28 protein-coding genes and 1 riboswitch are annotated in these 26760 nt (G+C 63.4%); of the genes, 9 read left to right on the forward strand and 19 right to left on the reverse strand.

Features of this window, described 5'->3' with window-relative positions; translation table 11 throughout:
• Positions 1-78: 78 nt before the first annotated feature.
• From thiS to EC86_RS0116325, 4 genes are all read right to left on the reverse strand, one after another.
• Entirely contained in the window at positions 79-288 is a 210-nt protein-coding gene (thiS, locus tag EC86_RS0116310) for a sulfur carrier protein ThiS (RefSeq protein WP_029526835.1), read from the reverse strand.
• Positions 285-1361 (reverse strand): glycine oxidase ThiO, encoded by a 1077-nt coding sequence (gene thiO, locus EC86_RS0116315; RefSeq protein ID WP_029526836.1) that lies wholly within the window; start codon positions 1359-1361, stop codon positions 285-287. The genes thiS and thiO overlap by 4 nt, the downstream gene beginning before the upstream one ends.
• A gap of 295 nt (positions 1362-1656) precedes the next feature.
• The gene (gene thiC, locus EC86_RS0116320) at positions 1657-3573 is read right to left on the reverse strand and encodes a phosphomethylpyrimidine synthase ThiC (protein ID WP_029526838.1); all 1917 of its coding nucleotides are present in this window, start codon (positions 3571-3573) and stop codon (positions 1657-1659) included.
• A gap of 90 nt (positions 3574-3663) precedes the next feature.
• Positions 3664-3777, reverse strand: a riboswitch (TPP riboswitch).
• A gap of 61 nt (positions 3778-3838) precedes the next feature.
• Entirely contained in the window at positions 3839-4498 is a 660-nt protein-coding gene (locus tag EC86_RS0116325) for a hypothetical protein (RefSeq protein WP_029526839.1), read from the reverse strand.
• A gap of 203 nt (positions 4499-4701) precedes the next feature.
• On the opposite strand from EC86_RS0116325, the gene EC86_RS0116330 reads away from it, so the two are divergent.
• Entirely contained in the window at positions 4702-5277 is a 576-nt protein-coding gene (locus EC86_RS0116330) for a Spy/CpxP family protein refolding chaperone (protein ID WP_029526840.1), read from the forward strand.
• 215 nt (positions 5278-5492) lie between these two features.
• Here the strand turns inward: EC86_RS0116330 and EC86_RS0116335 are convergent, their stop codons facing one another.
• Positions 5493-5942 carry a hypothetical protein gene (locus EC86_RS0116335; protein ID WP_029526841.1) on the reverse strand — a complete coding sequence of 150 codons (450 nt, stop codon included), beginning with the start codon at positions 5940-5942 and terminating at the stop codon, positions 5493-5495.
• Positions 5943-6236: 294 nt separating this feature from the next.
• On the opposite strand from EC86_RS0116335, the gene EC86_RS0116340 reads away from it, so the two are divergent.
• From EC86_RS0116340 to EC86_RS0116350, 3 genes are all read left to right on the forward strand, one after another.
• Positions 6237-7079, forward strand: coding sequence for an endonuclease/exonuclease/phosphatase family protein (locus EC86_RS0116340; RefSeq protein WP_084181396.1), 843 nt, complete (start codon positions 6237-6239; stop codon positions 7077-7079).
• 84 nt (positions 7080-7163) lie between these two features.
• Positions 7164-8441, forward strand: coding sequence for a cardiolipin synthase ClsB (clsB, locus tag EC86_RS0116345; RefSeq protein ID WP_036772291.1), 1278 nt, complete (start codon positions 7164-7166; stop codon positions 8439-8441).
• Positions 8425-9450 carry a lysylphosphatidylglycerol synthase transmembrane domain-containing protein gene (locus EC86_RS0116350; protein ID WP_029526845.1) on the forward strand — a complete coding sequence of 342 codons (1026 nt, stop codon included), beginning with the start codon at positions 8425-8427 and terminating at the stop codon, positions 9448-9450. Before clsB ends, EC86_RS0116350 begins: the two co-directional genes overlap by 17 nt.
• On the opposite strand, the gene EC86_RS0116355 is transcribed toward EC86_RS0116350, so the two are convergent.
• From EC86_RS0116355 to EC86_RS0116370, 3 genes are all read right to left on the reverse strand, one after another.
• A complete protein-coding gene (locus tag EC86_RS0116355) occupies positions 9447-9884 on the reverse strand; it encodes a PPC domain-containing DNA-binding protein (RefSeq protein ID WP_029526847.1) in 438 nt (145 codons plus the stop codon). The two genes, EC86_RS0116350 and EC86_RS0116355, sit on opposite strands and share 4 nt — an antisense overlap.
• 291 nt (positions 9885-10175) lie before the next feature.
• The gene (locus EC86_RS0116365; RefSeq protein ID WP_029524521.1) at positions 10176-11258 is read right to left on the reverse strand and encodes an IS30 family transposase; all 1083 of its coding nucleotides are present in this window, start codon (positions 11256-11258) and stop codon (positions 10176-10178) included.
• Positions 11259-11391: 133 nt separating this feature from the next.
• Positions 11392-12537 carry a metallophosphoesterase gene (locus tag EC86_RS0116370; protein ID WP_029526850.1) on the reverse strand — a complete coding sequence of 382 codons (1146 nt, stop codon included), beginning with the start codon at positions 12535-12537 and terminating at the stop codon, positions 11392-11394.
• Positions 12538-12783: 246 nt separating this feature from the next.
• On the opposite strand from EC86_RS0116370, the gene minC reads away from it, so the two are divergent.
• From minC to minE, 3 genes are all read left to right on the forward strand, one after another.
• Positions 12784-13527 (forward strand): septum site-determining protein MinC, encoded by a 744-nt coding sequence (minC, locus tag EC86_RS0116375; protein WP_029526851.1) that lies wholly within the window; start codon positions 12784-12786, stop codon positions 13525-13527.
• A gap of 160 nt (positions 13528-13687) precedes the next feature.
• Positions 13688-14503, forward strand: coding sequence for a septum site-determining protein MinD (gene minD / locus EC86_RS0116380; protein WP_029526852.1), 816 nt, complete (start codon positions 13688-13690; stop codon positions 14501-14503).
• A gap of 6 nt (positions 14504-14509) precedes the next feature.
• A complete protein-coding gene (gene minE / locus EC86_RS0116385; RefSeq protein ID WP_029526853.1) occupies positions 14510-14770 on the forward strand; it encodes a cell division topological specificity factor MinE in 261 nt (86 codons plus the stop codon).
• A 59-nt stretch (positions 14771-14829) separates the two neighbouring features.
• On the opposite strand, the gene EC86_RS0116390 is transcribed toward minE, so the two are convergent.
• Positions 14830-15405, reverse strand: a complete 576-nt coding sequence (locus EC86_RS0116390) for an NnrU family protein (protein WP_029526854.1) — start codon at positions 15403-15405, stop codon at positions 14830-14832.
• Between the two features lie 114 nt (positions 15406-15519).
• On the reverse strand, positions 15520-15753 hold the full coding sequence (locus tag EC86_RS0116395; protein ID WP_232229918.1) for a hypothetical protein: 234 nt from the start codon (positions 15751-15753) through the stop codon (positions 15520-15522).
• Positions 15754-16126: 373 nt separating this feature from the next.
• Between EC86_RS0116395 and EC86_RS0116400 the strand changes: the two genes are divergently transcribed.
• Positions 16127-17290 carry a mechanosensitive ion channel family protein gene (locus EC86_RS0116400; protein ID WP_051675996.1) on the forward strand — a complete coding sequence of 388 codons (1164 nt, stop codon included), beginning with the start codon at positions 16127-16129 and terminating at the stop codon, positions 17288-17290.
• A gap of 39 nt (positions 17291-17329) precedes the next feature.
• On the opposite strand, the gene EC86_RS0116405 is transcribed toward EC86_RS0116400, so the two are convergent.
• On the reverse strand, positions 17330-20476 hold the full coding sequence (locus EC86_RS0116405; RefSeq protein ID WP_029526857.1) for a DUF3427 domain-containing protein: 3147 nt from the start codon (positions 20474-20476) through the stop codon (positions 17330-17332).
• On the opposite strand from EC86_RS0116405, the gene EC86_RS29525 reads away from it, so the two are divergent.
• Entirely contained in the window at positions 20475-20693 is a 219-nt protein-coding gene (locus tag EC86_RS29525) for a hypothetical protein (RefSeq protein ID WP_198026807.1), read from the forward strand. The two genes, EC86_RS0116405 and EC86_RS29525, sit on opposite strands and share 2 nt — an antisense overlap.
• Before the next feature lie 50 nt (positions 20694-20743).
• Here EC86_RS29525 and EC86_RS29530 read toward each other — a convergent pair whose 3' ends face one another.
• From EC86_RS29530 to gyrB, 8 genes are all read right to left on the reverse strand, one after another.
• The gene (locus EC86_RS29530) at positions 20744-20956 is read right to left on the reverse strand and encodes a PIN domain-containing protein (protein ID WP_198026808.1); all 213 of its coding nucleotides are present in this window, start codon (positions 20954-20956) and stop codon (positions 20744-20746) included.
• Entirely contained in the window at positions 20953-21144 is a 192-nt protein-coding gene (locus EC86_RS0116415; RefSeq protein WP_029526858.1) for a hypothetical protein, read from the reverse strand. The genes EC86_RS29530 and EC86_RS0116415 overlap by 4 nt, the downstream gene beginning before the upstream one ends.
• Before the next feature lie 29 nt (positions 21145-21173).
• Entirely contained in the window at positions 21174-21404 is a 231-nt protein-coding gene (locus EC86_RS0116420; protein ID WP_029526859.1) for a type II toxin-antitoxin system prevent-host-death family antitoxin, read from the reverse strand.
• A 47-nt stretch (positions 21405-21451) separates the two neighbouring features.
• Positions 21452-22549: a 3-deoxy-7-phosphoheptulonate synthase gene (locus EC86_RS0116425; RefSeq protein ID WP_029526860.1), complete on the reverse strand. Its 1098-nt coding sequence runs from the start codon at positions 22547-22549 to the stop codon at positions 21452-21454.
• A gap of 84 nt (positions 22550-22633) precedes the next feature.
• Complete coding sequence (locus EC86_RS0116430) at positions 22634-23245, reverse strand: 3'-5' exonuclease (protein WP_029526861.1); 612 nt, start codon at positions 23243-23245, stop codon at positions 22634-22636.
• 10 nt (positions 23246-23255) lie between these two features.
• Complete coding sequence (locus EC86_RS0116435) at positions 23256-23762, reverse strand: GNAT family N-acetyltransferase (RefSeq protein WP_029526862.1); 507 nt, start codon at positions 23760-23762, stop codon at positions 23256-23258.
• Entirely contained in the window at positions 23759-24028 is a 270-nt protein-coding gene (locus EC86_RS0116440; RefSeq protein ID WP_029526863.1) for a type II toxin-antitoxin system TacA family antitoxin, read from the reverse strand. Before EC86_RS0116440 ends, EC86_RS0116435 begins: the two co-directional genes overlap by 4 nt.
• A gap of 53 nt (positions 24029-24081) precedes the next feature.
• On the reverse strand, positions 24082-26706 hold the full coding sequence (gene gyrB / locus EC86_RS0116445; RefSeq protein WP_029526864.1) for a DNA topoisomerase (ATP-hydrolyzing) subunit B: 2625 nt from the start codon (positions 26704-26706) through the stop codon (positions 24082-24084).
• Between the last annotated feature and the right edge of the window lie 54 nt (positions 26707-26760).

Genomic DNA, 26760 nt, shown 5'->3' on the forward strand with positions numbered 1-26760 from the left:
GCCAGGCCATGGGCGTTGCCCCCTGCAAGGGGGGTTGGGCGCTACACGCAGTGAGCGCCCGGCGGGGGTGTGCCATTCTTAGCCTCCCGTTATTGGCGTGACCACGTCGATGCGGTCGCCGCCCTGCAAATGGCGTTCCGGCCACTGCGGGCGCGGCACGAAGCCGCTGTTGATGGCGCAGGCAAACGCGCTTTTCATATCGTAGCCGCGCTCCAGCAGCAGCGCGTGCAGCGTGGATGCCTGCGTGGCGATGCGCTCGCCGTTCAGGGAAATTTCAAAATTGCTCATGCCGCCTCCTTGGGTTCAATGCCCAGGAGTTTATGGGCCAGTTCATCGACCACCGCCGGCGCGCACAGATAGCCATGCCGGTACAGGCCGTTGATGTGCCAGACGCCGCCGCGCAGCACGACTGCCGGCCGGTGGTCGTCGAGCGCCGGGCGCAGCGCGGCCGACAGGCGCAAGACCCGCGCCTCGCCAAAAGCCGGATGCAGGCTGTACAGCGCGCTGCCCAGCTCCAGCGTCGAGCGCAGCGTGACCGGGCCGGTGTCTTCCGATTCGAGTTCGGTCGCGCCGACGACGAACTGGTGGTCCGGGCGCGGCGCCACATACAGCGCATAGCGCGGATGCATCAGCCGCACCGGGCGCTGCAGGGTGACGCCGGGGCATTCGACGCGCAGCACCTCGCCGCGCACGCCGCGCACCTGCGGCCACTGCGCCTGGCTGCCCACGCCGCGCGCATCGACCGCCACATCCACCGCATGCGTGCCGCTGGCGCAGACGATGCGGCCTTCCTCGACCCGCTCGACCGCCACGCCTTCATGCCAGGTCACGCCCAGCCGGTCAATTTCAGTCGCCAGCGCGGCCATCCACTGGTCGTTGGCCAGCTGGCCTTCGCTTTCCAGAAACAGGCCGCCGTCAAAACGCCCGGCCAGCGCCGGCTCCTGCGCGGCCAGCCCGGCCGCATCGAGCGTGTGGACCTGCGCGCGGCAGGCGCCCGGCAGCTTGTGCTGCAGCAGCCGGCTGAAATGGTCGAGCGAACTCTGGTCTGGCGCATGCGCGACGACCAGCGTGCCTTTCTGGCGGAAATACACCGGCTCGCCGCCGCCTTCGGCCAGCTCGCCGATCCAGCGCGGCCAGAGCTGCATCGAGCGCTGGCCGAGCGCGAACACCACCTCGTCCGACACGGACAGCTCGGCCAGCGGCGAGAGCATGGCCGCCGCCGTCATCGAAGCGGTGTCCAGCTCGGCGCGCTGGCGTGAATCGAACAAAGTGACGCGGCAGCCGGCGCGCAGCAGGCGCCAGGCCAGCGTGCGGCCGGCCAGGCCGGCGCCGGCGATACCGATGTGAAGAGGGGAGGTCATGGTGGATTGACTCGTGATGGCTGCCAGCCGTCCCCTCCTTGCTCCTTCCCCCGCTGGGGGGAAGGCTGGGATGCGGGCGGCGGCGGCGGGAACAAAGGTGGATTAAAAATCTGACGCGGGGAAAATCCCGTTGAATTTAAGTCAAAAAAGGCTACTAGCGCACATCCTGCATGTACTGACAGCTATTTTATTGATAGCGCCTTAAAAGCGGCTCCTGATTCGATTCGGGGAGGCCCCTGTCCCGGCCTTCCCCCAGCGGGGGAAGGCGCAAGACGGGAGCCGCCCGCTTCAGGCTTCAGGAGTAGATCTCGTTCCCGCCCTTGCGGAACTCCTCGGCTTTTTCCTCGAAACCGCTGCTGACCTGCTGAATCGGAATCACGCCCGGCGTTTTCGCCAGCGTCGTGGTTTGCGGGTTCAGCCGCGCAAACTCGCGCACTTCCTGCGAGATTTTCATCGAGCAGAACTTCGGCCCGCACATCGAGCAGAAATGCGCCACCTTGGCGTTCTCTTTCGGCAGCGTTTCGTCGTGGTAAGCCATCGCCGTGTCCGGGTCGATGGCCAGGCGGAACTGGTCTTCCCAGCGGAACTCGAAACGCGCTTTCGACACCGCGTTGTCCCACATCTGCGCGCCGGGGTAGCCCTTGGCCAGGTCGCCCGCGTGCGCGGCGATCTTGTAGGCGATCAGGCCCTGCTTCACGTCGTCGCGGTTCGGCAGCCCGAGGTGCTCTTTCGGCGTCACGTAGCACAGCATCGCCGTGCCATACCAGCCGATATTCGCCGCGCCCATCGCCGACGAAATGTGGTCGTAGCCGGGCGAGATGTCGGTGATCAAGGGGCCAAGCGTGTAGAACGGCGCTTCAAAGCAGGCCTCCAGCTGCTTTTCGACGTTTTCCTTGACCAGCTGCAGCGGCACATGGCCCGGGCCTTCGATCATCACCTGCACGTCGTGCTTCCAGGCGATCTGGGTCAGCTCGCCCAGCGTATGCAGTTCGGCGAATTGCGCCTCGTCGTTGGCGTCGGCAATCGAGCCGGGACGCAGGCCGTCGCCGAGCGAGAAGCACACATCGTAGGCCTTCATGATTTCGCAGATGTCCTCGAAATGCTCGTACAGAAAGCTTTCCTTGTGGTGCGACAGGCACCACTTGGCCATGATGGAGCCGCCGCGCGAGACGATGCCGGTCAGGCGGTTGGCGGTCAGCGGCACATAGGCCAGGCGCACGCCGGCATGGATCGTGAAGTAGTCCACGCCCTGCTCGGCCTGCTCGATCAGCGTGTCGCGGAAGATTTCCCAGGTCAGGTCTTCGGCCTTGCCGTTGACCTTTTCCAGCGCCTGGTAGATCGGCACCGTGCCGATCGGCACCGGCGAGTTGCGCAAAATCCATTCGCGCGTTTCGTGGATGTTCTCGCCGGTGGACAAGTCCATCACGGTGTCGGCGCCCCAGCGGATCGACCAGGCCAGCTTGTCCACTTCTTCCTCGATGCTCGACGTGACGGCCGAGTTGCCGATGTTGGCATTGACCTTGATCAGGAAGTTGCGGCCGATGATCATCGGCTCGGTTTCGGGGTGGTTGATGTTGTTCGGGATCACGGCGCGGCCGCGCGCCACTTCGTCGCGAACGAATTCGGCGGTGATGTCCTTGGGGATAGCCGCGCCGAAGGAATGGCCGGTCTTGGGAACGCGCTCGGTCGCCAGGCGTTCGGCCAGCTGGGCGCGCACCAGGTTCTCGCGGATCGCGATGTATTCCATCTCGGGCGTGATGATGCCTTTGCGTGCGTAATGCATTTGCGAGACGTTGGCCCCTAGCTTGGCGCGGCGCGGCACCGGCGCGTGGGCCATGCGCAGGTCAGCCAGCGCCGGGTCGTTCAGGCGTTCGCGGCCGTAGGCGCTGCTGATGCCGGGCAAGGCTTCGGTGTCGCCGCGCTCGGCTATCCAGGCGGCGCGCAATGCGGACAGGCCGCGCGTGATGTCGATGCTGGCGGCCGGGTCGGTGTAGACGCCCGACGAGTCGAACAGCCGCAGCGGCGGATTGGCCTCGCGGCGGGTGTCAACGCCTTCGGCCACCAGCGTGTCAGTCAGCGTGACCTCGCGAAACGGAACGCGGATGTCGGGGCGCGAGCCTTGGATGTAGATCTTGCGCGAACCCGGAAAAGGCGTGCGCGTGATGCGGCTGGTCAGGTCGGCTGCGTTGACGGAAAGATTGTTTTTGGCCATAGCTTGTCTCCAGAAAAGGTGGGGGCCTGCCTGGGGAGCCGGAACTGTCGCCGCCAAAAAAACCCTTTGCAGGGGGTTGACGGATTTCCGGAGCCAAAGTGCCTTGTTTCCTACGCGGGGATGATCCCGATCAGGTTCAGCGGGTCTCGCAAACTGCGATCTCAGCCCCGGATGTAAACATCCCGGGCACCCCGACAAGCTGCGGCGATTGTAAGCACACCCGGCCCGGCCGGGCAATAACCCTGTGCGCAAACGGGTGCGCTTGTCAGCCGAAGCGGCTGGGCTGGCCGACCACTTTTTTCGCCAGTTCGTCCATCAGCCGGTTCGTGACCTGCGCGGCCGCATAGCGGGCGTTCAGCACGCCGAAGCCGCCCACGTTGGTCACGCGAAAGGCGATGGCGCCAGTGTCATGGTCGGGCGTGAGCGTGATGAAGGCGCGCGCTTCGGTCTGGTAGTCGAACACATACGCCAGCAGCTTGCTGGTTCCGGGATGGCGCTGCTCCTTGCGCTCGTGGGCGATCTGGCCGACCGACAGGCGTTCGGTCACCCGCGCCAGGTCGGGTGGAAAGTTCACGCTGACGGTGTGGGTGGCGACCGGCCCGGCGGCCGGCGACAAGTCCCAGCCGACGCCGATGTAGTCGCACACTTCGGCATTGCGCAGCATCTTGCGGCGCGCGTCGCAGCGGAAATTGCGCTGCGCCAGCGCCGTGGATGCGGCAAACGGCGCCTTGCCGTCCAGGCTGTAAACCGCTGGCGCCAGCGGCTTGATCACGTTGAGCTGGGCGCACAAATCCTGCAGGTACACCAGCGCCGTCCGGCAGGCCTGCTCGCAGGCCTCGGTGCCGGCCATGAGGTCACGCTGCGCGCCGAGTTCCAGGCCTTGCAGCACATTGGCCCGACTTTTCAGTTCCGATAAAAAACTCATGGCCTGCCTGGTTTCCTGTTGCGTTTGGAGGCCAAAGCATATCCCAGACAGCCCGAAAAAAACCGGTGGCCGCCACACGGCTTTCACCCAACTTTACAAACCATCACAACCGCGCAATGGCGGCGATACACGGGCGCGCCACACTGGCGCCCAAGCTGTCGCCAATTCCTGGTGCCAGACCTTTTCATCCCAAGGAAGCTTCCATGAAATTCGCACTCAAATCACTGAATGGCCTGATCCTTGCCAGCCTGCTGGCCACCGCTGGCGTGGGCGCCATCGCGCAAGGCACCGACGCGGCCCCCGCAGGGCTGAATTCCGGCACGTCGGCACCTGCGGCCCAGAACGCCACGCCGCACCATGGCGAGCACAATATGGGCCGCCACGACCCCGCCAAGATGCAGGCGTGGATGGCCAAGCGCCAGGCCGAGCTGAAAGCCAGGCTCAAGATCACGCCGGCCCAGGAAGGCGCCTGGACCGCCTTCACCGCCGCTATGCAGCCGCCGGCCCGCATGATGGGCGGCGAACGGCCCATGGCCGGGCAGCGCGCCGAACTCGACAAGCTGACCACGCCCGAGCGCATCGACAAGATGAAGGCGCTGCGCACCCAGCGCATGACCGAAATGAATGCCGAGATGGACAAGCGCGGCGACGCCACCAAGGCTTTCTACGCCGCCCTGAGCCTTGATCAGCAAAAGACCTTTGATGCCGAGCACCAGAAAATGGGCCAAGAGCATCGCGGCCATGGCCAGCACCACGGAGGCATGCACCGCAAGGGCTGATTGGCCCCGTGCCGGCGGGCGATCCGTGTCGCTGGCATCTTGAAAAACCCGCACCTCTTGCGCCTGCGCGCACGACGGTGCGGGTTTTTTCATGTCCGCCCAAGACGGCTGGCTACTCCTTTTTTAATAGCTGGTAATGCCCGCCGCTATTGCGCAAACATGGTTTTTCATGCTTTTTTCAGGTTCTGGCGCCAACCGCAACGCGCCTTGACGCTTCACTTCGTCTTGCGCGGAGCCTTCGCGACATAAGCGCCTTTTTCCTCGTCAAACGTATGCGTGGCCAGGAATTGTTTGGTTTCGGCCGCCACCTGGGTGCGCGACATGGTTCCCAAGTCGCGCGATCCGCCCTTGACCGGCACCCAGGTGCTGGTTTCGTTGCTCCAGCGGTTGGCGCGCAGGAAGACGTCGCGCTCGGCCTTCACTTCGGTGCGAGGCTTCACCCCGGCCGGGGCATCGACGCCCGACTTCATCACCCAGGAAGTTCTGTCATCGTCCCAGCGGTGGGTCCGCAGGAAATCGGCGGTCTCCATCTTGACTGCCTCGCGCGTCGGCGCCGCCGCCGCCGGGCTGGCTGCGGTTTGCGCGTGCGCGGCGGCGCCGAACATCACCGCAGCGGTCATCACGGTTACCAGGGGAATCGTTCTCAGGGCAAATTTCGTGGTCATGACGTTGCTCTCCTTTTCTTACCCGCAAGGGCTTGTTAATTGGAAAAAGCCACATGAAAGTTAGCAAGCAAAGCCTACGCCTTGTGTCGGACGTTCACAGTCAAGCACGTAGGATGTGTCTGTCATTGCGGCAGAAATAAGTTACCGTCCTACAGTCCTCAATACCCTGCCGGTTAACAATCATGTTTCGTCAAGCCTGGCCGGTTCCCGGCCTCCCGTAGCGGCCAGATTGTTGTCCATTCTTCCTTCAATGCCGCGCTGCCCGGAATCCTTGATCCAGCGTCCGAGAACCTCATGCCCCACAAAATCAAATCACCTCATGCCGAGCCCCGCGCGAGGCGTATTGCGGCCGCGGCCGCTGCCGAACCGGCCGCCGGCGCTGCCGCCCCAGCGACCTCCTTCAAGGTGCTGACGGTCAACATCCACAAGGGCTTCACTTTCTTCAACCGCAAGTTCATCCTGTCCGAACTGCGCGACGCGGTGCGCACCGTGGGCGCGGACGTGGTGTTTTTGCAGGAGGTGACCGGCAGCCACCTCAAGCATGCGGAAAAGTTCGACAACTACACCGAGCAGCCGCACTACGAATACCTGGCCGACAGCATCTGGGACCAGTTTGCCTATGGGCGCAACGCGGTCTACACCAACGGCCACCACGGCAACGCGGTGATGTCGAAGTTTCCGATCGTCAAGTTTGAAAACCGCGACATCTCCATCAGCGGCCCCGAGCGGCGCGGCATGCTGCATTGCGAACTGCAGGTGCCCGGCCAGAGCCGCAATGTACACGCCATCTGCGTCCACCTGGGGCTGGTCGAAACCCACCGCACGCAGCAGATCAAGCTGCTGTGCGACCTGGTGCGCAAGGACATCCCGGCGCGCTCGCCCGTCGTGGTGGCCGGCGACTTCAACGACTGGCGGCGCCGCGCCCACGCGCAGATGGCCAAAGGCGCCAACATGCACGAGGTCTTCGTGCAGGCCAACGGCCATGCGGCGCGCACCTTTCCGGCCCGGTTGCCGCTGCTGCAGCTGGACCGCATCTATGTGCGCAATGCGGTCGGCCATTCGCCCATCGTGCTGCCCAGCCATCCGTGGTCGCACCTGTCCGACCACGCGCCGCTGGCGGCGGAAATCAGGCTTTGAAAAGGTTCGCGCCATGAACCCGCTCCGTGCCTTGTACCGGCCTTACCGACCATTCCAGGGCCAGGCGGCCTGCGGGGGAAAGGCGTGACGCGCTGGGTCGGCGGCAACCGCTTTCACTTGCTGGAAAACGGCGAGGCGTTTTTTCCGCGCGTGTTTGAATCGATTGCCGGCGCCCGCCACGAGGTGGTGGTGGAAACCTTCATTTTGTTCGAGGACAAGGTCGGGCTGGCGCTGCATGCGGTGCTGCTGGCGGCGGCCTCGCGCGGCGTGCGCATCGACCTGACGATCGACGGCTTCGGCTCGCCCGACCTGTCGCCCGGCTTTATCTCGGCGCTGACGCAGGCCGGCGTGCGGGTGCATGTGTTCGACCCGGCGCCGCGCCTGTGGGGCTGGCGCACCAACGTGTTCCGGCGCATGCACCGCAAGATCGTGGTGGTGGACGCAAAGCAGGCCTTTGTCGGCGGCATCAACTATTCGGCCGACCACCTGGCCGACTATGGCCCCGAGGCCAAGCAGGACTATTCGGTCGAGATCGAAGGCCCCATCGTCACGGTGATCCACGCGTTCGTACACAAGGCGCTGGCGGCCGGGCAGCGCAACGCCGCCACGAGCTTTGCCGGCCAGCTGCGCGAGCGCATCGCCGACCGGGCGCACCTGCTGACGCAAGGCTGGCGCACGGAACCGGCGCCGGCGGGTGAGGCGGCGGCGATCTTTGTCACCCGCGACAACCGCAAGCACACCACCGACATCGAGCGGCATTACCGCATCGCCATCCGCGCCGCCCGGCACCGCGTGGTGATTGCCAACGCCTACTTCTTCCCCGGCTACCGGCTGCTCAAGGAAATGCGCCGGGCCGCCCGGCGCGGCGTCGAGGTCCGGCTGATCCTGCAGGGCGAGCCCGACATGGCGATTGTCAAGACCGCCGCCAACATGCTGTATCACCACCTGCTGTCGGCCGGCGTGCAGATCTTCGAATATTGCGAGCGGCCGCTGCACGGCAAGGTGGCAGTGTCGGATGACGCCTGGTCCACGGTCGGCTCAAGCAACCTGGACCCGCTGAGCCTGTCGCTGAACCTGGAGGCCAACGTGATCATCAAGGACCGCGCCTTCAACCAGCTCCTGGGCGCGCGGCTGGACGACCTGGTGCAAAACAGTTGCAAGCAAATTCATGCCGCCGATCTGGTGGAATGGAGCTGGTGGCGCGTGCTGCGCAGTTTTTTCGTCTTTCACCTGCTCAGCCGCTTTCCGGCCTGGGCCGGCTGGCTGCCGGCGCACGCGCCGCGCCTGATGCCGCCCGCAGCGCCTGCCGAAGCTTCCGTAAACGCCGGCGCGGACCGGGTCAGCCATGCCGACGCGGCGTGAGGCGCCGATGAGCGACAGCCTGCCGTCCCCGGCGCCTCCGGGCGGCCCGCCAGGCGTGGGGCGCAAGCTCACCGACCGGGCTTGGTGGCCGTGGCTGCGGCGCGCCGGCACGACGGTCTTTTTCGCCCTGGTCGCCTGGCTGCTGGTGACGCAGGCGCGCACCATCGAATGGGGCAGGGTGCTGTCATCGCTGCAGGACTACCCGCTGTCGGCGTCCTGGGGCGCGGTGGCGCTGGCTGGCGCCAGCTATGCGCTTTACAGCTGCTTCGACCTGCTCGGGCGCCACTACACCGGCCACCCGCTGCGCGCTTTGACCGTGATGCAGCTGACCTTCGTCAGCTATGCCTTCAACCTCAACCTCGGCTCGGTGGTCGGCGGCGTGGCTTTTCGCTACCGGCTGTATTCGCGGCTCGGGCTGGCGCTGGGCACCATCACCCGCGTCATGTCGATCAGCATGCTGGCCAACTGGATGGGCTACCTGCTGCTCGCCGGGCTGGTGTTCAGCCTGCAGCCGCCGGCCTTGCCGCCGGGCTGGAAAATCGACGCATTCCAGCTGCGCCTGATCGGTTCCGCGCTGCTGGCCCTGGCGCTGGCCTACCTGGGCGCCTGCGCCTTTTCCAGCCAGCGCAGCTTCAGCCTGCGCGGCCACGACATCGAGCTGCCGTCGATCAGGCTGGCCGGCCTGCAGATTGCCATGGGCGCGGCCAACTGGCTGCTGATGTCGGGCATCGTCTTTGTCCTGCTGCAGCAGCACATCGATTTTTTCAGCGTCGCCAGCGTGCTGCTGCTGGCGGCGATTGCCGGCGTCATCACCCACATCCCCGGCAACCTGGGCGTGCTGGAGGCGGTGTTTGTCGCGCTGCTGTCGCACCGCATGCCGCAGCACGAACTGCTGGCCGGGCTGGTCGCCTACCGGGTGGTGTATTTTTTGGTGCCGCTCTTGGTGGCGGCGGCGGTTTACCTGGTGATGGAAACCCGGGCCAAACCATCGGCCAAAACCGACGGCTAGCGGCGCACGGCGAGCGGCTGCGCCACCAGTTCCATGAAGCCGGTCCGCGCATCATGCGCCCGGCTGAACGCCCAGCCCGGCAGCGGCGCCAGCACGATTTCGGCCGTGGTGCGCACGCTGCAGCCCGGCATGACATGGCCGCCGCGCATCTGGCCACTGGCGTCGGCCACGCTGGCATGCAGGTGCGGGCCATCGGCGCTGAGCGTGCCCGACAGGCTGATCAGTTCCAGCGGCTCGTCCAGCACGCTTGCCTGCGCTTGCGCCGCATGACGCAACACGGCGCGCGACAGGCTGCCCACGGCCGAGATGACGCAGGCGGCCTGGCATCCCCGGCCCTGCAGTTCCTTGAAAGCCGACGCCAGTCCGGCGCGCAGGTCATCACCGGGGTTGAGGCGCAGGACGTAGATGGCGGGAAGGCCTGGCGGGGTGTTCATGGTGGGTTTGAGGTGTTTTTTTGCGTTGCTGGCCAAGTTTATTACACTACTAATTTGATAGCTGCTTATACCCACCCTTAATGCGCAAAAGGCACTTTTGACTCCGAATCCGCTCCCGCCTGTCCCGTTCTGGCTGGGCCTGTGATGACGGGCAAAAGCGGGATCAGGGCCGCGCGCTGTTTGAGCGCAGCGAGTTTGCGCGGACCCCCGCTTTTGCCGGTCATCGCAGGTTGCCCGTAGCGAAGCGAAGGGACCAGGACAGCCGGGTCGCCTTTCTTTTGCTTGGCGGATTCAAAGACCAAGTGCAACAGTAGGGATAAGGCCGGCTTTTGCCATGCTGGCATCGTCGTAGAACACCTCTGCAGCGCTGCGCCAGCCGAGGCTCTTTCGGGGGCGCGTATTGAGCTCCCAGGCCATCTCATCGAGCTCTCGCTGGGAGTACACGCCCAGGTCCGTGCCCTTGGGCAGGTACTGGCGCAGCAACCCGTTGGTGTTCTCGTTGAGGCCCCGTTGCCAGGGGCTGTGGGGGTCGCAAAAGTAGATTGTCATCCCGGTGTTGTCGGCCAGGCTTTTGTGCAGCGCCATCTCCTTGCCCTGGTCGTACGTCAGCGTCTGGCGCAACTCCTGCGGCAGCGCACAGAACGCCCTGGTGAAGCCGTCGAGCACGTCTGCAGCCTTGCTGCTGCCCAGTTTGACCATCATGGTGAACAGCGACTTCCTGCACACCAGCGTGCCGACAGACGACGCGTTGGCCTTGCCCACGATCAGGTCGCCCTCCCAGTGGCCGGGCAGCAAACGCTCGTTGGCCTGGGCCGGGCGCGCATGAATGCTCAACGTGCCCTGCAGCGAGCCGCGCCTGTCAGTGCCCCGGCTGCGGCGCCTGCGTGCACAGCGGCCCTGGCGCAGCAGCCCGACCAGCTCACGGCGCAGCTCTCCCCCGGGCATGGCGTAGATGGCGGCGTGGATCGCGGTGTAGATGGTTTCATGACAGGCCTGCAACTGACGTTGCCCGGGATGGCGCTGCCTGAGTTTGGCAGCGATCTGCTCGGGCGAGCACTTCAGTTCCAGCAGCGCCCTGACCTCGGCCCACAGGAGACCAGTGTGGTGGAGTTTGCGCGACGGCCAGGCTTCGCGGCGCACCCGTCTGGCCCGCTTGCCGGCGCGCTTTGCGTCATAGCCGCCAGCGATGCGGGGGCGACCCATGACGCATTGCCCGGCTTCGCTTTGCCACTCATTGCGGCGCAGCTCGCGCGAGATCGTGCTCGGCGCTCTGCCCAGTGCACTGGCAATCGAGCGCATGCTGCAGAACTGCAGCTTCATGGCCATCACCACGCCGCGCTCTTCAGCATTCAATTGTTGATAGGTTCTTGTCATGCAACTCCTCCGGATTCGTAGTGTTGCACTTGCGATTTGAATCCGCCCTTACTTTTCTTTGGCGAAGCAAAGAAAAGTGAGTTGCTGCCGGGCAACCCCCGGCCAGCAGGTCCATGAAGCGCAAGCAAACAACTCAAGCCGCCACCAACCGCAGGCAGGTAATTTCCGAAGGCGACCCAAACCGGTTCGGCGGCCCCCAGTAGCCGGTCCCCCGGCTGGTGTACACCCACAGCGTTCCCCACCGGTGCAGGCCCGCCGTGAACGGCTGCTGCAAGCGCACGAACAGGTTCCACGGATAGAACTGTCCGCCATGGGTATGCCCCGACAGTTGAAGGTCGAACCCGGCTTCAGCCGCCGCAGCCGCACTGCGCGGCTGGTGCGCCAGCAGCACCCGCACCGCCTCAGGCGGCGCGCCCGCCAGCGCGCGCACCGGGTCGCTGCGGTGCGCCGGGTCGAAATGGCCCGCGCTGAAATCGGTCACGCCGGCCAGCACCAGCGGCTTACCTGCATCCCCGGCGGCAATCACCACATGCTCGTTCAGCAACACCGTCAGCCCCAAACGCCGCAATTCTTCAATCCAGGCATGCGCGCCCGAATAGTATTCATGGTTGCCGGTCACAAAAAACGTGCCGTGGCGCGAACGCAGGTCCGCCAGCGGCGCCACCTGCGCGGCCAGTTCGTGTACCCGGCCATCGACCAGGTCGCCGGTGATCGCCACCAGATCGGCCTGCAGCGTGTTGACCCGCTCGACGATGCGGCGCACATAGCGCTGGCGGATGGTCGGCCCGACATGGATGTCGCTGATCTGCGCCACGGTGAACCCCTGCCACGCCGGCGGCAGTCCGGAAATCGGCACATCGATCCGCACCACCGCCGCCGTGCGCCGGGCGTTCAGGAATCCCAGCAGCGCCGACAGCCCGCCCAGCAAGGGCACTGCCTGCGCCGACACAGTGCGCCACCAAGCCAGCGCCAGCCCGCCAGGCGCCAGGAAATCCACCGCCCACAACAGGCCCAAGGCCGCATCGCGCAGCAGCGTCAGCACCATCAGCGTCGAGAACAGGCCCATGCACAGCAGGCCGGCCCAGCCCAGCCGGTCGGCCAGCGGCAGGCGGGCGATGCGGCGGGCCATCAGCCCCAGGGGAATCAGCAGCATTGACATCACCAGCACAGCGGCCAGCAAAAGCCGGGCCGCCGGAAATCCCGCCAGGTCCGGAATAAGGCGAAGGGCAACATAAGCGTGAAGTGCGGCGCTCAGTCCGGCCAGCGTCAGAAAGTTCATCAAGTTCCGGGATAATGGCCGTTTTTGTTTTCAACGTTTACAGATGGGCGCAATCTGCATGCATTCAATGCTTGATGTGGTTCAGACGCAGGGTCATTCCCCTGCAGCGTTTCACACGCTAACAAATGCCGCTTCCCGCCGCCGGAATGGCCGCGCTTCCTGCGCTACCCTCGGGTTTCCAGCCAGCATGGGCGCTGCCACCCCGTCGGGGCCTGCCTTCCTTTGTTCACCAAGCCTTGATCGCCCATGACTGTCGCCACGCCCACCACCTTTGAAATCAAGAGCGCCAATTTTCCGCTGGTCGCGCTGCTGCTCAAGTCCACCGACCTGGCCGCGCTGGCGCGCGAGATGACGCTGCGCTTCGGCGACATTCCCGATTTTTTCGACCAGGATGCGCTGGTCATCGACCTCTCGCCACTGCAGGGCCTGGGCGCGGCCGACATCGACTTTCCCGCGCTGCTGGACCTGCTGGTCAGCTTCCGGCTGGTGCCGATTGCCGTCAAGGGCGGCAACCCGGCGCAAATGGCCGCCGCCCGCCAGGCCGGCCTGGTTTCCGGCAACGATGCGCAACTGCTGACGCCCCGGCCGGCGCCGGCTTCGCCCGAACAACCGCAGGAGCCGCAGCCGCAGGTGCATGCGGCGCCGCTGGGCGCGCTGGTCATCGACAAGCCGCTGCGCTCCGGCCAGCAGGTCTATGCCCGGGGCCGCGACCTGGTGGTGCTGGCCATGGTCAATGCCGGCGCCGAGGTGATTGCCGACGGCCACATCCATGTCTATGCGCCGCTGCGCGGCCGGGCCATTGCCGGCGCGCGCGGCAATACCGAGGCGCGCATCTTTGCGCTGGCGCTGGAGGCCGAGCTGCTGTCGATCGCCGGCATCTACCGCACCAGCGAAAACCCGTTGCCGCCCGAGGTCACCGGCCATCCCACGCAGGTGCGGCTGGTCGAAGGCCCGGACGGCGAAAAGCTGGTCATGACACCGATGCTGTGACCATGGCCCACGCTTTCACGCCGCACCGTTTTTTTCGGGCGCAACCGCTTACCTGCCAGGCGCACTTTGATGCATGATCTGGCAGAGGTGCCTTGCCAACCTGGCTGACTGACTGACTGACTGACTGAATCACCTACCGTTTTCAAAAGGACTTTTTCGAATGGCAAAAATCATCGTGGTCACCTCTGGCAAGGGCGGCGTCGGCAAGACCACTACCAGCGCCAGCTTTTCAACCGGCCTGGCCCTGCGCGGCCACAAAACCGCCGTGATCGACTTTGACGTGGGCCTGCGCAACCTGGACCTGATCATGGGCTGCGAGCGCCGCGTGGTGTACGACCTGATCAACGTCATCCAGGGCGAAGCCACGCTCAACCAGGCGCTGATCAAGGACAAGCAGTGCCCCGAGCTGTTCGTGCTGGCCGCCTCCCAAACCCGCGACAAGGATGCGCTGACGATCGAAGGCGTGAAAAAAATCCTCGACGACCTGGCGGCCATGGACTTTGAATACATCATCTGCGACTCGCCCGCCGGCATCGAGACCGGCGCGCTGATGGCGATGCATTTCGCCGACGAGGCGCTGGTCGTGACCAACCCCGAAGTCTCGTCGGTGCGCGACTCGGACCGCATCCTGGGTATGCTGTCGAGCAAGACGCAGCGTGCCATCGACGGCGGCGAGCCGATCAAGGAACACCTCTTGATCACCCGCTACAACCCGAGCCGCGTGGACCAGGGCCAGATGCTGTCGCTCGAAGACATCCAGGACATCCTGCGCATCAAGCTGATCGGCGTGATTCCCGAATCCGAAACCGTGCTGCAGGCGTCCAACCAAGGCGTACCGGCGGTCCACATGCAGGGCAGCGACGTGTCGGAAGCCTACAAGGACGTGATCGACCGCTTCCTGGGCGAGGACAAGCCGATGCGCTTCATCGATGCCCAGAAACCCGGTTTCTTCAAACGCCTGTTTGGGGGAAAGTAAAAAGCCATGGCCTCCTTTTTCTCCTTCCTTCTCGGTGAAAAGAAAAAAACGGCTAATGTGGCCAAGGAGCGGCTGCAGATCATCCTGGCGCATGAGCGTTCAGGACGCAACGGCCACGAACCCGACTACCTGCCGGCGCTGCAGCGCGACCTGATTGCCGTGATCGCCAAGTACATCAAGATCAACCCCGACGACATCAAGCTCAACCTGGAGCGTCAGGAAAACCTTGACGTTCTCGAAGTCAAGATTGAACTGCCCGACAAGTAAACCGGCGGCTTGCGCTTTTCCCTTCAAGGCAGGCAAGAGGTTTGTCGTGCCAACACCGGCTACATCGGCCGGATGCCGATCAGCAAGCCGTGTGCCCAGAACGCAAACGCCGCCCAGGCCGCAAGGCCCGCCAGCACGGTGACTGCGGTGCCTGAAACGGTGCCCGCAGGGTACAGGGTCCGGGCCATGCGGTCGCGCATGCGGGCCGAAAAAAAGCTCAGCACCGCCCACACCAGAAAACTGCCAAACAGCACCACATGGCCCCGGTTGCTGTTGGCCAGCAAATGCGCAGCGGCCCAGAACACCACGCCGAGCGCCATCGGATGGTGCAGCCGCGCCTTGATGCGGTTGCGCGGGACATAGGCGGCAGCCAAAAGCACAAAGGCCACGGCGGTCAGCAGCCAGGCCACATGGCGCATGAAGAACGGCGCCGGCCACCACTCGACCGGCTGCTGACGCGCCAGTCCAAAGCCCCAGATGATCAGCACCAGGCCGACCAGCGACACCAGCGAATAAGCGGCTTTCCAGCGTCCAGCGCCCAAGCGCCTGATCATGGCCGAACGCCAGCCTTCGGCCACGATGCGCGTGGAGTGCGCCCCCAGAAAAAGTATCAAGCCCACGATCAGCATGCCCATATGTCGCCTCCACCCGGAAATAAGTGGGTTGATTATGGGAGGGACTTTGGCCCGTGCGAGCCGTGCAGGGCGAACAAGCTGAAGACGGGTTGAAAAAAGCCCCGGACCTGGCGGCTAATGCCCGCCCGAGCTTCCTCCACTGTTTCCCCGGCGTGACTGCGTCTGGTTGCTGCTGCCGATGTGCGACTCCCGGTCATTGCGGCTTTGCGGGGTTCGCCGGCCTTGGTTCTTCTGCGTGGGCTCGTGGGCACCGGTCTTGTTGGTGTCGTTTTCAACCTTGCCGCCGTGGCCTTGGCCGATTTCCCCGTCTACGGGCTGGTTGTCAGCCTGAATCTGTTTCTTGGACATGCGCATCCTTCTGGAGTGTGGAGGGAATCAGGACTTTTCAATCCCTTCCCGGTTCGGCCGCGTGGGCCGATGGCCGCATTTTGCGCGCCCGGCGCAAACATGCGGTGTCAGACAACAGCGCCATCGACTGCGCGTGAACGGGGAGCGCAAGCCATGCCGCCGTCGTGTGCTTCCAGTGCGCTATGTTTTCAATAGCTATCAACGCATATGCAGCTTGCGAAAAAGGCTTTTTTTATCATTATTTTTCACGATTTCTCCAACCGCCAGTGTCCAGGCGGTTGCACGACCTGAAGCGCGAACCAGGCGCGCCACCGTCCAGCCGGCCAATTCCGCTGTTTTTCCGAGTTACTGCGCTTTGGTTAAGCTGCCTTGGATGAATGACTTTCTTGACTGGTTCCAAACCGCCGATATTTTCTCCCTGTCACTTGTCAGCCTGTCACTGGCCATTGCTGCCACGCTGGTTTCCTACCTGCTGATGCGCATCGCCCTGCGTTTTGCCGTGGGACGCATGAAAAAAATCGCCGAGCAGACCACCAACCGCATTGACGACACGGTGGTCGAGGTGCTGGGCGGCAGCAACCGCTGGCTGATGCTGCTGGCCGCGCTGCTCATCGGCCTGGGCATGCTCGACCTGAACGACCGCTGGAACGCGCGCGTCGGCCAGCTCTGGTTCGTCGCCGTGGCCCTGCAGCTCGGCCTGTGGCTCACGCGGGCGATCAGCATCGGCCTGCGCCGCTACCAGGAGCGCCACTCGACCGACGGCATGACGCAGGCAGGCGCCTCGGCTACGCTGATGTCGTGGGCGCTGCGCACCGTGCTGTGGACGGTCGTGCTGCTGGCCGTGCTGTCCAACGTCGGCGTGAACATCACCGCTTTTGTCGCCAGCCTGGGCGTGGGCGGCATCGCGGTGGCGCTGGCGGTGCAGAACATTCTGGGCGATTTGTTCGCCTCGCTGTCGATTGCGGTGGACAAGCCTTTCGAGGTCGGCGACTTCATCGGCATTGACAGCTTTGTCGGCACGGTGCAGTTCATCGGCCTGAAAACCACGCGCATCCGCAGCCTGAACGGCGAGCAGATCATCATCAGCAACACCGACCTGCTCAAGCAGGTGGTGAAAAACTACAAGCGCATGGAAGAGCGGCGCATCGTCTTCAAGTTCGGCGTGACCTACCGCACCACGCCGGAGCAGGCCGAGGCGATTCCGGAAATTGTCAAGCGGCTGGTCGAAGCCATTGACACGCTGCGTTTTGATCGCGCGCATCTCCTGGGTTTTGGCGACAGCTCGCTCGATTACGAAGTGGTTTATATCGTCAAGGAACCAAGCTACAACGCCTACATGGACGCCCAGCAGACGCTGAACCTGCAACTCATGCGCGAGCTGGCCGCACTGGGCGTCGATTTCGCCTTTCCGACGCGCACGGTGTACTTGGTGCCGGGGGGCGAGGCCGCTGCGTTGGCGGATGCGCCTGCAGGCGCTGTTGAGAATGCAAACAGAGGCGCTTGGCGTGCGCCGACCGGGCCGACGCTCAACGCCTAATCAGCTTGGCCTGGCAAGGCGGACATCCGGGCAATCGCTTCAGCCACGCAGCACACTGAACTTACGAAACAATTCGGCTGACAAGGGTGCCTGAAGCCGCCAGGTGATGGAAATGGGACGGTCGCCTTCATTTGAAACCAGGTGAACCGGCCCGACCGCAACGTAAGCTGCATCGCGATGCTCCCGGACAAAAAGCTGAAACGACCAGCCATTGCCAGGACTCTGAACATAGCGGCGCCCCGTCATGTTGTCCGGTCCCGCCCTGTTTTGCGTTTGCCAGTGGAACAATTCCGGACTGATCGCATAGTCATTGAACTGGACGTTTTCAGCAAACCCTTCGCGCTTGTCCAGCGTGACAAACAACAGCTCAATCCTGCAATCTTCCAAAACCAGGCAGCCGCCGTCCGATAGAGGCCGCACCGATGCATTGGCATGCCCGACGGCGGCCAAAAGCTCCGCTCTCCTGTAGCGTCCATGCAAAATCAGGGTCCAGGCATCTGGCGTGGCCGGCAGATGAACGGGCGCCAGCGAACTCCGTTCTCTCAGCAATTCGCAAATCTCGCGAAGCTCGGCCAGCACCACCGGGTTGCTGCCGAGTAACGCCAAAAATGCCTCGGGCGTCACCAACTCGCTGCGCGACGGCAGCAACTGATGCGCGAGCATCTGAACGCGGCGCCCATTAACAGGCTTGCCGTCAAAGGCATCAAGCCAGGCGCTTAACAGCAAGGGATCGTCAGCATGCAAAATGCTGAAAATTCGCCTTGCGATATCCGGTTCACGTTCCCCCACGGCGCTGGTTTCGAGCCCCGCACGCCGCTTGAGGCTGGTCCATGAGCGGGCCTGGGTGCCGCCGGTGTAGATGTCGGACAGTTCCAGTTGGCAGTCCAGCAAAAATACGCGAAGTGACACTGATCCGCCGGTTTGAAGCGAAGCCCAGGCCGCCAACTCGCTGCACAAGCGGGCAACATTCAGGTTCAACGATTGCTTGAGATTTTCCAGCACCCGATTACGCGCCACGCGATCAAACTGGATATGAACGCCAGCAGGCAAGGTGCTGAAGCCGTTGGCAACTGCGTTCTGGATGTGCCGCCGAGACAAGCCGGTGATGGCGCGTAGCAGCACATCAAAACGAAAATTGGCGTTGTGTACACCCACAAAATCAAGCACCAGGCAGGCTTCCTTGCCGCTGGCCAAACGCAGGCCACGGCCAATTTGTTGTTGAAAAATAACCGGGCTTTGCGTCGGGCGCAGCAGAAAAACTGCGTTGGCTTCGGGTATGTCGATGCCCTCATTAAAAACATCACAGCTGCAAATGATCTTGAGTTCACCGCTCCGCAACCGCTGGACTGCAGCCGCCCGCATGGTTTGTGAATCAGCGCCCGATAAGGCGAGCGACGGCAAGCCAGAGCGGCAGAAATACGCCGCCATGAACGCGGCATGGGCGACGCTGACGCAGAACGCCAGACCCTTCAACGCGTCAAGGTCTGACACGTACAGGGAAACGGCATTGACCACGGCGCGGGCGCGTAGGTCGTTGCCTGTCACGAGGTTCGACAGTTGCGCCACTTCCGAGCCACGGCCCCATTCGACAGCGCTCAGGTCCGTGTCATCGGCGCTTGCGTAGTATTCAAACGGGGCCAGCAGTTGTTGATCGAGCGCATCCCACAGCCGCAGCGAAACGGCTGGCGAACCGTCCGGCCGGGAATCGAAATAGGGGCTGAGGCTTTGTCCATCCGAACGTTCAGGGGTTGCCGTCAAGCCCAGCAAATAGTGCGGCCGCACGGCTCGCATGAATTGATCGAAGGTGGCTGCGGGCAGATGGTGTGCCTCGTCAACAATGACGACTCGCCAGAAGTCTGCGCCCAACTTCTCTACCAGGCGTCGGCCGTGAATGGTGTTGATCGTGGCGAACAAATGCCCGTATTGCTCTGGTGTGTTGTTGCCATCGAGCAACTCGCCAAAAGCCGGATCTCGAAGCACTTGCCGAAAAGTGGAAAGCGCTTGCGCGAGGATTTGAGATTGATGCGCAATGAACAAAAGTCTTGGCGCCGTACCTTCTTCATTTTTCAGGCGGAGATAGTCAAAAGCCGCGACCACGGTTTTCCCAGTTCCTGTCGCGGCCACCACTAGGTTCCGGCGTCGCCCAAGCCGGCGTTCAGCGGCCAGCCGGTCCAGCATTTCCTGCTGATAGGACTTGGGCTGCAGGTCAAACCAGGTTTGAATCGCGACGACATTGCCGTTGGCGCTGGCAGCGCCTTGCTTATTTCCATGTCCGCGCTCATTGGCCAGTGCACGCGTCAAGGCTTCTCTGTGTTGCGCGTCGTGGGGATCGTAGTGCTGAAATTCGCGGTCATTCCAGAGCGTTTCGAAATTTGCGACGGCCGCCGTAAAAAGAGAAGACCCGCTGGCTTGTGCAAATTTCACCGTCCATTCGATGCCGCCAATCAGTGCCGATTCAGACAGGTTGGCGCTGCCGACAAAAGCCGTTCCAAAGTGGGTTCGCCGGTGGAAAATCCACGCTTTGGCGTGCAGCCTCGTTCGGCGCCCATCGAGCGAAATACGCAATTCAACACCGGGCAGTTTTGCAAACGCATCGACAGCACGAACCTCCGTCGCGCCGATGTAGGTGGTGGTGAGAATCCTGAATTTCGTCTTGGGCTGACCGTTTGCATCAAGTTCCGTCACCTGCGTCAGCACATCGAGCAATTTGCGCACGCCGCTCCACGTGATGAAGCTGACCAAGATATCCACGCGGTCCACGTTGCGTAGCTCCGCGCGAAGCTCGTTGAGCAAGGACGGGTCGGCCCTGGCTGAAGTAAACAGCCAGGGATGGCGTAATCCGGTGGCCGGGAAAGCAATGTCTGCATTCGGTGCATGAACCGACTTCAATAGCTGCGGAGGCATCGCCAGCGGGCGCTCGCCACTGCTTTGTGAACGCAAGGTCATCAGGAGATGGCTAATCAGCTCGATTTCAGCTTTCGCTTTTTCGCTGGCCTCGGTCTGTGCGGAACCTGCCGCATCCAACAACTCAGGAAGCCGGTGGATCAATTCAGCAATGAACTGCTCTCGCCTCTGATGTGATGTTGGCGCTTCCATCAAGGCCCGGTGTTGATCGCAAAGACGGGTCAGTTCGCCCATCTCATCCGCATACACGAGTCGGTCATACAAGCCGGATGGAAGATTCATGAATACCTTTTCGTCATCAATAAAGCATCGTGCACGCGCGCAAAACTTTCAGCCAAACCGAGCCGAGCCGATTTATGACAGCAGCGCCATCCCCGCAGACCGCACCGCCGCCCTGTCGAAACTCACCATCCGCGAACAGCCTTGCGCCGCAGCCAGTTGCGTGATCAGGGCGTCTGCAAAGCCTGCCTTCGCGCCTTCTCCAGCCTTCATGAACTGAACCGTCGCCGCCACCACGTCGCGGCGGTCCAGCTGAAACAGGGGGGGTGTTCAACAAGTCTTCCACCGTCGCCAGCAGTTCTCCTGCGCTGGCGCTTTACAGCCGCTTGAGCACCCAGCACAACTCCACCAGCACCACCAGGCTGATGAAACGGGTTCGGCAACGCTGAGTTCTTCTTCAATCAGCCGCGTCGCCCGTGCCGCCTGCTTGGGCTCGTCCTGCGCCAGGTAGCGCACCAGCACATTGGTTTCGAGGCCGATCATGGCGTGGCCTGGTCCGATGCATGGCTTTCGGCTGCTTCGGCGGCAATCGCCTGCTCCATGGCCGCAAGGCTGATGGGACGGGCGACCCGGCCGGCAAACCTGCCCTTCAGCGAAGCCGCCTCCTCGCACAGCGGCACGATCATGAAGCCATCGGCCACCGGCACAAAATTGATACGGGTTGCAGTCAATCAAGGACCTCGCAATTCGATCGCGCGTGTCAGGCCCGCTTGCCCCGTTCGGTCTCCAGTTCCAGCCCGACCAAGGGAGACTGGCGCATGAACTCGACAAACCCAGGCTTGGGATGAGCCAAGCTTGCGCATTCGGCGCGTGAAATCAGCACGGCCACGGACTCGCCGCGCACCGTAATCCCTTGCGGCCCTTCACTCAAGGCGCGCTTGACTACTTCGCTGAATTTTTCCTTTGCTTCCTGCAGTTTCCATGTGGACAAGATTGCCTCCATCTGGTCAGTCTGACCAGCGTAAATCGAAGGAAGGTTTACACCAAACGCCGCGCCCGCACGGCCGCCGCCAGCCCCTGCAGCACCGGCACGGTCTGCGCAAAACTGATGCAGGCGTCGGTCACCGACACGCCGTGCTGCAAGGGCTGGCCGGGGACGATGTCCTGCCGACCTTCCTCCAGGTGGCTTTCAATCATCAGGCCCATGATGCGGTGGTCGCCCGCCGCCACCTGACTGGCCACGTCGGCCGCGACCTCGATCTGGCGCTGGTGCTGCTTGCTGCTGTTGGCGTGCGACACGTCGATCATCACCTGCTCGCGCAGGCCGGCGGCCTTGAGCTGCGTGCAGGTCGCGTCGACGTCAGCCTTTGCATAATTGGTCTGCTTGCCGCCGCGCAGAATCACGTGACAGTCGTCATTGCCTCTCGTCTCGAAAATTGCCGCCTGGCCCATCTTCGTCATGCCCATGAAGGCGTGCGATGCCTGCGCCGCCTGGATGGCATCAGCCGCCACCTTCACGCCGCCGTCGGTGCCGTTCTTGAAGCCGACCGGGCACGACAGGCCGCTGGCAAGCTGGCGGTGGCTCTGGCTTTCGGTGGTGCGCGCGCCAATCGCGCCCCAGCTCACCAGGTCGCTGATGAACTGCGGGCTCAGCAAATCCAGAAACTCGGTGCCCACCGGCAGGCCCAGCGCCAGCACGTCGAGCAGCAGCTGGCGCGCCATTTCCAGCCCTTGGTTGATGGCAAAGCTGCCGTCCAGGTGCGGGTCGTTGATGTAACCCTTCCAGCCGACAGTGGTGCGCGGCTTTTCAAAATACACGCGCATCACGATCAGCAGGTCGTCCTGCAGCGCGTCGGCCTGCGCCTTGAGTTGGCGCGCATAGTCCATCGCCTGTGCATGGTCGTGGATGGAGCACGGCCCGACCACCACCACCAGCCGGTCGTCCAGGCCATGCAGCACCCTGGAAATCGCGGCGCGGCTGGCCGCTACGCGCGCCTGCATGCTGTCTGGCGTGGGCAGCCATTCCTGCAGCAGCGCCGGCGTGATCAGCGGGCGCACCGCGCCGATGCGCAGGTCGTCGATGCGGGTGGTGTCCTGGGTGGAAAGCGGCGTGGCGGTGCGGGCGTGGGTGTTCATGATGAAATATTCAAGTGTTTTAAGGCTCTTGCGCACGCCAGCCGTGCGCTGACAGCTATTTATTCGATAGCATTCTTGCGGTCTTCACGGCTGGGCATGCCTGGCCATGAAGCTGCTGACCGATGCCTTGGCACAGCGTTGCAAGGCCATCAGCAGGGCATTGTCGGGCTGGCGCACGCCGTGGCGGGTGCGCAGGTCGTGCTGGATCTGGCCCAGCAGGCCGGCGGCCATTTCGGCATCGGCCAGCGCCCGGTGCGCCTGGCCGGTGCGCGGCAGGCGGTGGTAATCGACCAGCGAACCGAGCTTGTGGTTCGGTGCCTGTGGATAAAGCCGGCGCGACAGCAGCAGCGTGCAGATGAAGGGCTGCGGCGCGGCCAGCCCGGCGCGGTCCAGTTCGGCCTGCCAGAACTTGCGGTCGAACGCGGCGTTGTGCGCCACCAGCGGCACATCGCCGACAAACCGGCTGGCCTCAAGCATGACCTGCGCCGCATCGGGCGCGCCGGCCACCATGGCGTTGGTGATGCCGGTCAGCTGCGTGATGAAGGACGGTATGCGCACGCCGGCATTCATCAGGCTCTGGAAACGGTCCACCACACGGCCGCCATCGAGCAGCACGATCGCCACTTCGGTGGCGCGGTCGCCGCAGCCGGGCGAAATGCCGGTGGTTTCGAAGTCGATGACGGCGGTGATAGGCATGGAAGAAAAGTTAAACGGTGGATTTGACCGTTGCCAACGGCAAAAACAAGGTCAGCGGCGAATCAGGCAAGACTATAAAACCGTGGTAACGGTAGAAGCTGGTGGCTGCGTCGTCCTTGGCATCGACGACTAGCGCAAAAGCGGCAATTTCTGCCCGTGCCGCACGCGCCAGCGCATCGGCCAGCAGCGCTCCGCCCAGCCCCTGGCCCTTGAAGTGTTCATCCACGGCCAGCCGCCCCATGCGAACGGCGGGCACCGAAGGGTAACGCGGCAGCTTTTTGCCGGTTTCAGGTGGAAGATCGGCCAGCAAGACGCTGGTGGAAGCCAGCGTGTAAAAGCCGGCAATGCGCGGGCTCTGCACCACATCAATCGCTACAAAGCAGGCGGTGATCCTGCGCCGAATGTCCTGGCTGACTTGCTGGTGAAAATAACGGTCTAGCGGGGCGGAGCCACTTTTGAAGGCGCTGCGCTCATGGGTTTCATCCAGCGGCGCGACCCGAAAAAGCGCTTGACTCACTCAGGCGCGACCAGGTTGCGGCGGCGCGCAAGAGCGCGCTCCAGCGCGGGCACAGGCAAGGGCGGCGCCAAAAGCGCCTGCGCAAAACACTGCTGGTCCGCCAGCGAGAGCTGGATGATTTCAGCCTGGCTGATGGAACGCTGGGCCGCTTCCTGGACGGCGGCCACCACGAAATCGGTCACGGTGCGGCCCTGAATTTCAGCGGCGCGCTTGAGCAAGGCGTGCAGCTCGGTGCTGATGCGAGCTTCGAGTCGGGCGGTGGTCATGATGATCTCCTGTTGGGAATATTGTGCGGCATATTGCCGTACACATCAATCCCTCAAATATCAATATTCCCCGCACGCAAGGCGTTTTGCTCAATAAACTCGCGGCGCGGCTCGACTTCGTCGCCCATCAGCATGGTGAACACGCGGTCGGCTTCGATGGCGTCGTCGATCTGCACCTTGAGCAGGCGGCGCACCTTCGGGTCGAGCGTGGTTTCCCAGAGCTGCGAAGGGTTCATTTCACCCAGCCCCTTGTAGCGCTGGCGTGACGTGCCGTTTTCCGCCTGGCCAATCAGCCAGCGCATGGCCTGGCGGAAGTCGCTGATCTTTTCTTCCTTGCGCCGATCGCCTTCGCCGCGCATGACCTTGGCGCCGTTGCCGATCAGGCCACGGAAAGCAGAAGCTGCTTCGGCCAGGGTGGCGTAATCGGCACCAATCACGAAGTCCTGCGTCAGCACGCTGCTTTTGACATTGCCGTGGTGGCGGCGGCTGATGCGCAAAATGGGCTTGTCGCTGCGTTCGTCAAACTCGCCGGCCACGTCGGCAGGTGCGCCGGTCGTGTTCAGTTCACGCAGTTTGGCTTGCAGTGCAACGGCGGACGCTTCGGCGTCAAGCACCGTGTCCAGGTTGATCGACACGCCATCGGCAATCGCGCGCAGCGCTTCGGCATCCATGAAACCCAGCAGGCGGTTGATGACCGACTCGGCACGCTGGTGCTTGCGCGCCAGTTCGGCCAGCGCTTCGCCGGTCAGCACGGCGTTTTCGTCAGCGCTGGTCTGCACCGACGCATCCCTCAGCGCAATCCGCAGCAAGAAGCCGTCCAGCGCGGCGGTGTCTTTCAGGTATTGCTCTTCCTTGCCGGCCTTGACCTTGTACAGCGGCGGCTGGGCGATGTAGATGTGGCCGCGCTCGATCAGCTCGGGCATCTGGCGGTAGAAAAACGTCAGCAGCAGCGTGCGGATGTGCGCGCCGTCCACGTCGGCGTCGGTCATGATGATGATGCGGTGGTAGCGCAGCTTGGCGACGTTGAAGTCGTCGGTGCCCGGCGTTCCGCCCACGCCGCCGCCCTTGCCAATGCCGGTGCCCAAGGCGGTGATCAAAATCAGGATTTCGTTGCTGGTCAGCAGCTTTTCGTAGCGCGCTTTTTCAACATTCAGGATCTTGCCCTTGAGCGGCAAGATCGCCTGGAACTTGCGGTCGCGGCCCTGCTTGGCCGAGCCGCCGGCGGAGTCGCCCTCGACCAGGTAGATTTCGCACATCGCCGGGTCTTTTTCCTGGCAGTCGGCCAGCTTGCCGGGCAGGCCCATGCCGTCAAGCACGCCCTTGCGGCGCGTCATGTCGCGTGCCTTGCGGGCGGCTTCACGGGCACGGGCGGCCTCGATGATCTTGCCGATGATGATCTTGGCATCGTTCGGGCGTTCCTGCAGGTAGTCATGCAGCAGCTTGCTGACAATGTCTTCAACCGGGCCGCGCACTTCGCTCGACACCAGCTTGTCCTTGGTCTGGCTGGAGAATTTCGGCTCGGGCACCTTGACTGAGAGCACGCAGCACAGGCCTTCACGCATGTCGTCGCCGGTGACCTCGACCTTGGCTTTTTTCGCCAGTTCGCTGTCGTCGATGTACTTGTTGATGACGCGCGTCATGGCCGCGCGCAGGCCGGTCAGATGGGTGCCGCCGTCGCGCTGCGGAATGTTGTTGGTGAAGCACAGGACCTGCTCGCTGTAGCCGCTGTTCCACTGCATCGCCACTTCGACGCCGATGTTGGTGCCCTGGTCGCTCTGGCGGTCGCCCATGGCGGCAAACACGTTCGGATGCAGGACGGTTTTTCCCTTGTTGATGAAGGCGACAAACCCCTTGACGCCGTTGGCGCCGGCAAAATCGTCTTCCTTGCCGGTGCGCTCGTCCTTCAGGCGAATGCGAACGCCGTTGTTCAAAAAGCTCAGTTCACGCAGGCGCTTGCTCAGGATTTCGTAATGGAAATCGTTGTTTTCCTTGAAAATTTCGGTGTCGGGCAGGAAGTGGACTTCGGTGCCGCGCTTGTCGGTCGGCCCCATCACCTTCATCGGCGACACCTCGACGCCGCTCACCGATTCGGTGATCCGGTTTTGCACGAAGCCGCGCGAGAACTCCATGACATGCACCTTGCCGTCACGGCGGATCGTCAGCCGCAGCATTTTCGACAGCGCGTTCACGCAGCTCACGCCGACGCCGTGCAGGCCGCCCGACACCTTGTAGCTGTTCTGGTTGAACTTGCCGCCGGCATGCAGTTCGGTCAGGGAAATCTCGGCCGCCGAACGCTTGGGCTCGTGCTTGTCGTCCATCTTGATGCCGGTCGGAATGCCCCGGCCGTTGTCCACCACCGACACCGAGTTGTCGGTGTGGATGGTCACCAGGATGTCATCGCAATGGCCCGCCAGCGACTCGTCGATGGAGTTATCGACCACTTCGAACACCAGATGGTGCAGGCCGGTGCCGTCCGACGTGTCGCCGATGTACATGCCGGGCCGCTTGCGCACGGCTTCCAGTCCTTCGAGGATCTGGATCGAGCCTTCACCATAGGCTTCGGACGCGCCGGCCTGGTTGGTGTCGATCTTGGGCTGGAAATTGGAGCTTCCTTCGCCTGCCAGTCCGTCGGAGACGTGGACCTGGTCGGCTTCGTTCAGTTTATTTTCTTCAGTCATGGCGTGCAATTTCCCCATTTCTTCAATCTCTTGAATGACCAAACCCGCGAAGCG

It is taken from the genome of Polaromonas glacialis (assembly GCF_000709345.1).
Classification (GTDB): Bacteria; Pseudomonadota; Gammaproteobacteria; order Burkholderiales; family Burkholderiaceae_C; genus Polaromonas; species Polaromonas glacialis.

Excerpts from the sequence above, each read along its gene's own strand:
- thiS (WP_029526835.1), bottom strand. The coding sequence starts at position 288 with ATGAGCAATTTTGAAATTTCCCTGAACGGCGAGCGCATCGCCACGCAG.
- thiO (WP_029526836.1), bottom strand. The coding sequence starts at position 1,361 with ATGACCTCCCCTCTTCACATCGGTATCGCCGGCGCCGGCCTGGCCGGC.
- thiC (WP_029526838.1), bottom strand. The coding sequence starts at position 3,573 with ATGGCCAAAAACAATCTTTCCGTCAACGCAGCCGACCTGACCAGCCGC.
- EC86_RS0116325 (WP_029526839.1), bottom strand. The coding sequence starts at position 4,498 with ATGAGTTTTTTATCGGAACTGAAAAGTCGGGCCAATGTGCTGCAAGGC.
- EC86_RS0116330 (WP_029526840.1), top strand. The coding sequence starts at position 4,702 with ATGAAATTCGCACTCAAATCACTGAATGGCCTGATCCTTGCCAGCCTG.
- EC86_RS0116335 (WP_029526841.1), bottom strand. The coding sequence starts at position 5,942 with ATGACCACGAAATTTGCCCTGAGAACGATTCCCCTGGTAACCGTGATG.
- EC86_RS0116340 (WP_084181396.1), top strand. The coding sequence starts at position 6,237 with ATGCCCCACAAAATCAAATCACCTCATGCCGAGCCCCGCGCGAGGCGT.
- EC86_RS0116350 (WP_029526845.1), top strand. The coding sequence starts at position 8,425 with ATGCCGACGCGGCGTGAGGCGCCGATGAGCGACAGCCTGCCGTCCCCG.
- EC86_RS0116355 (WP_029526847.1), bottom strand. The coding sequence starts at position 9,884 with ATGAACACCCCGCCAGGCCTTCCCGCCATCTACGTCCTGCGCCTCAAC.
- EC86_RS0116365 (WP_029524521.1), bottom strand. The coding sequence starts at position 11,258 with ATGACAAGAACCTATCAACAATTGAATGCTGAAGAGCGCGGCGTGGTG.
- EC86_RS0116370 (WP_029526850.1), bottom strand. The coding sequence starts at position 12,537 with ATGAACTTTCTGACGCTGGCCGGACTGAGCGCCGCACTTCACGCTTAT.
- minC (WP_029526851.1), top strand. The coding sequence starts at position 12,784 with ATGACTGTCGCCACGCCCACCACCTTTGAAATCAAGAGCGCCAATTTT.
- minD (WP_029526852.1), top strand. The coding sequence starts at position 13,688 with ATGGCAAAAATCATCGTGGTCACCTCTGGCAAGGGCGGCGTCGGCAAG.
- minE (WP_029526853.1), top strand. The coding sequence starts at position 14,510 with ATGGCCTCCTTTTTCTCCTTCCTTCTCGGTGAAAAGAAAAAAACGGCT.
- EC86_RS0116390 (WP_029526854.1), bottom strand. The coding sequence starts at position 15,405 with ATGGGCATGCTGATCGTGGGCTTGATACTTTTTCTGGGGGCGCACTCC.
- EC86_RS0116395 (WP_232229918.1), bottom strand. The coding sequence starts at position 15,753 with ATGTCCAAGAAACAGATTCAGGCTGACAACCAGCCCGTAGACGGGGAA.
- EC86_RS0116400 (WP_051675996.1), top strand. The coding sequence starts at position 16,127 with ATGAATGACTTTCTTGACTGGTTCCAAACCGCCGATATTTTCTCCCTG.
- EC86_RS29525 (WP_198026807.1), top strand. The coding sequence starts at position 20,475 with ATGAATACCTTTTCGTCATCAATAAAGCATCGTGCACGCGCGCAAAAC.
- EC86_RS0116405 (WP_029526857.1), bottom strand. The coding sequence starts at position 20,476 with ATGAATCTTCCATCCGGCTTGTATGACCGACTCGTGTATGCGGATGAG.
- EC86_RS29530 (WP_198026808.1), bottom strand. The coding sequence starts at position 20,956 with ATGATCGGCCTCGAAACCAATGTGCTGGTGCGCTACCTGGCGCAGGAC.
- EC86_RS0116425 (WP_029526860.1), bottom strand. The coding sequence starts at position 22,549 with ATGAACACCCACGCCCGCACCGCCACGCCGCTTTCCACCCAGGACACC.
- EC86_RS0116430 (WP_029526861.1), bottom strand. The coding sequence starts at position 23,245 with ATGCCTATCACCGCCGTCATCGACTTCGAAACCACCGGCATTTCGCCC.
- EC86_RS0116440 (WP_029526863.1), bottom strand. The coding sequence starts at position 24,028 with ATGACCACCGCCCGACTCGAAGCTCGCATCAGCACCGAGCTGCACGCC.
- gyrB (WP_029526864.1), bottom strand. The coding sequence starts at position 26,706 with ATGACTGAAGAAAATAAACTGAACGAAGCCGACCAGGTCCACGTCTCC.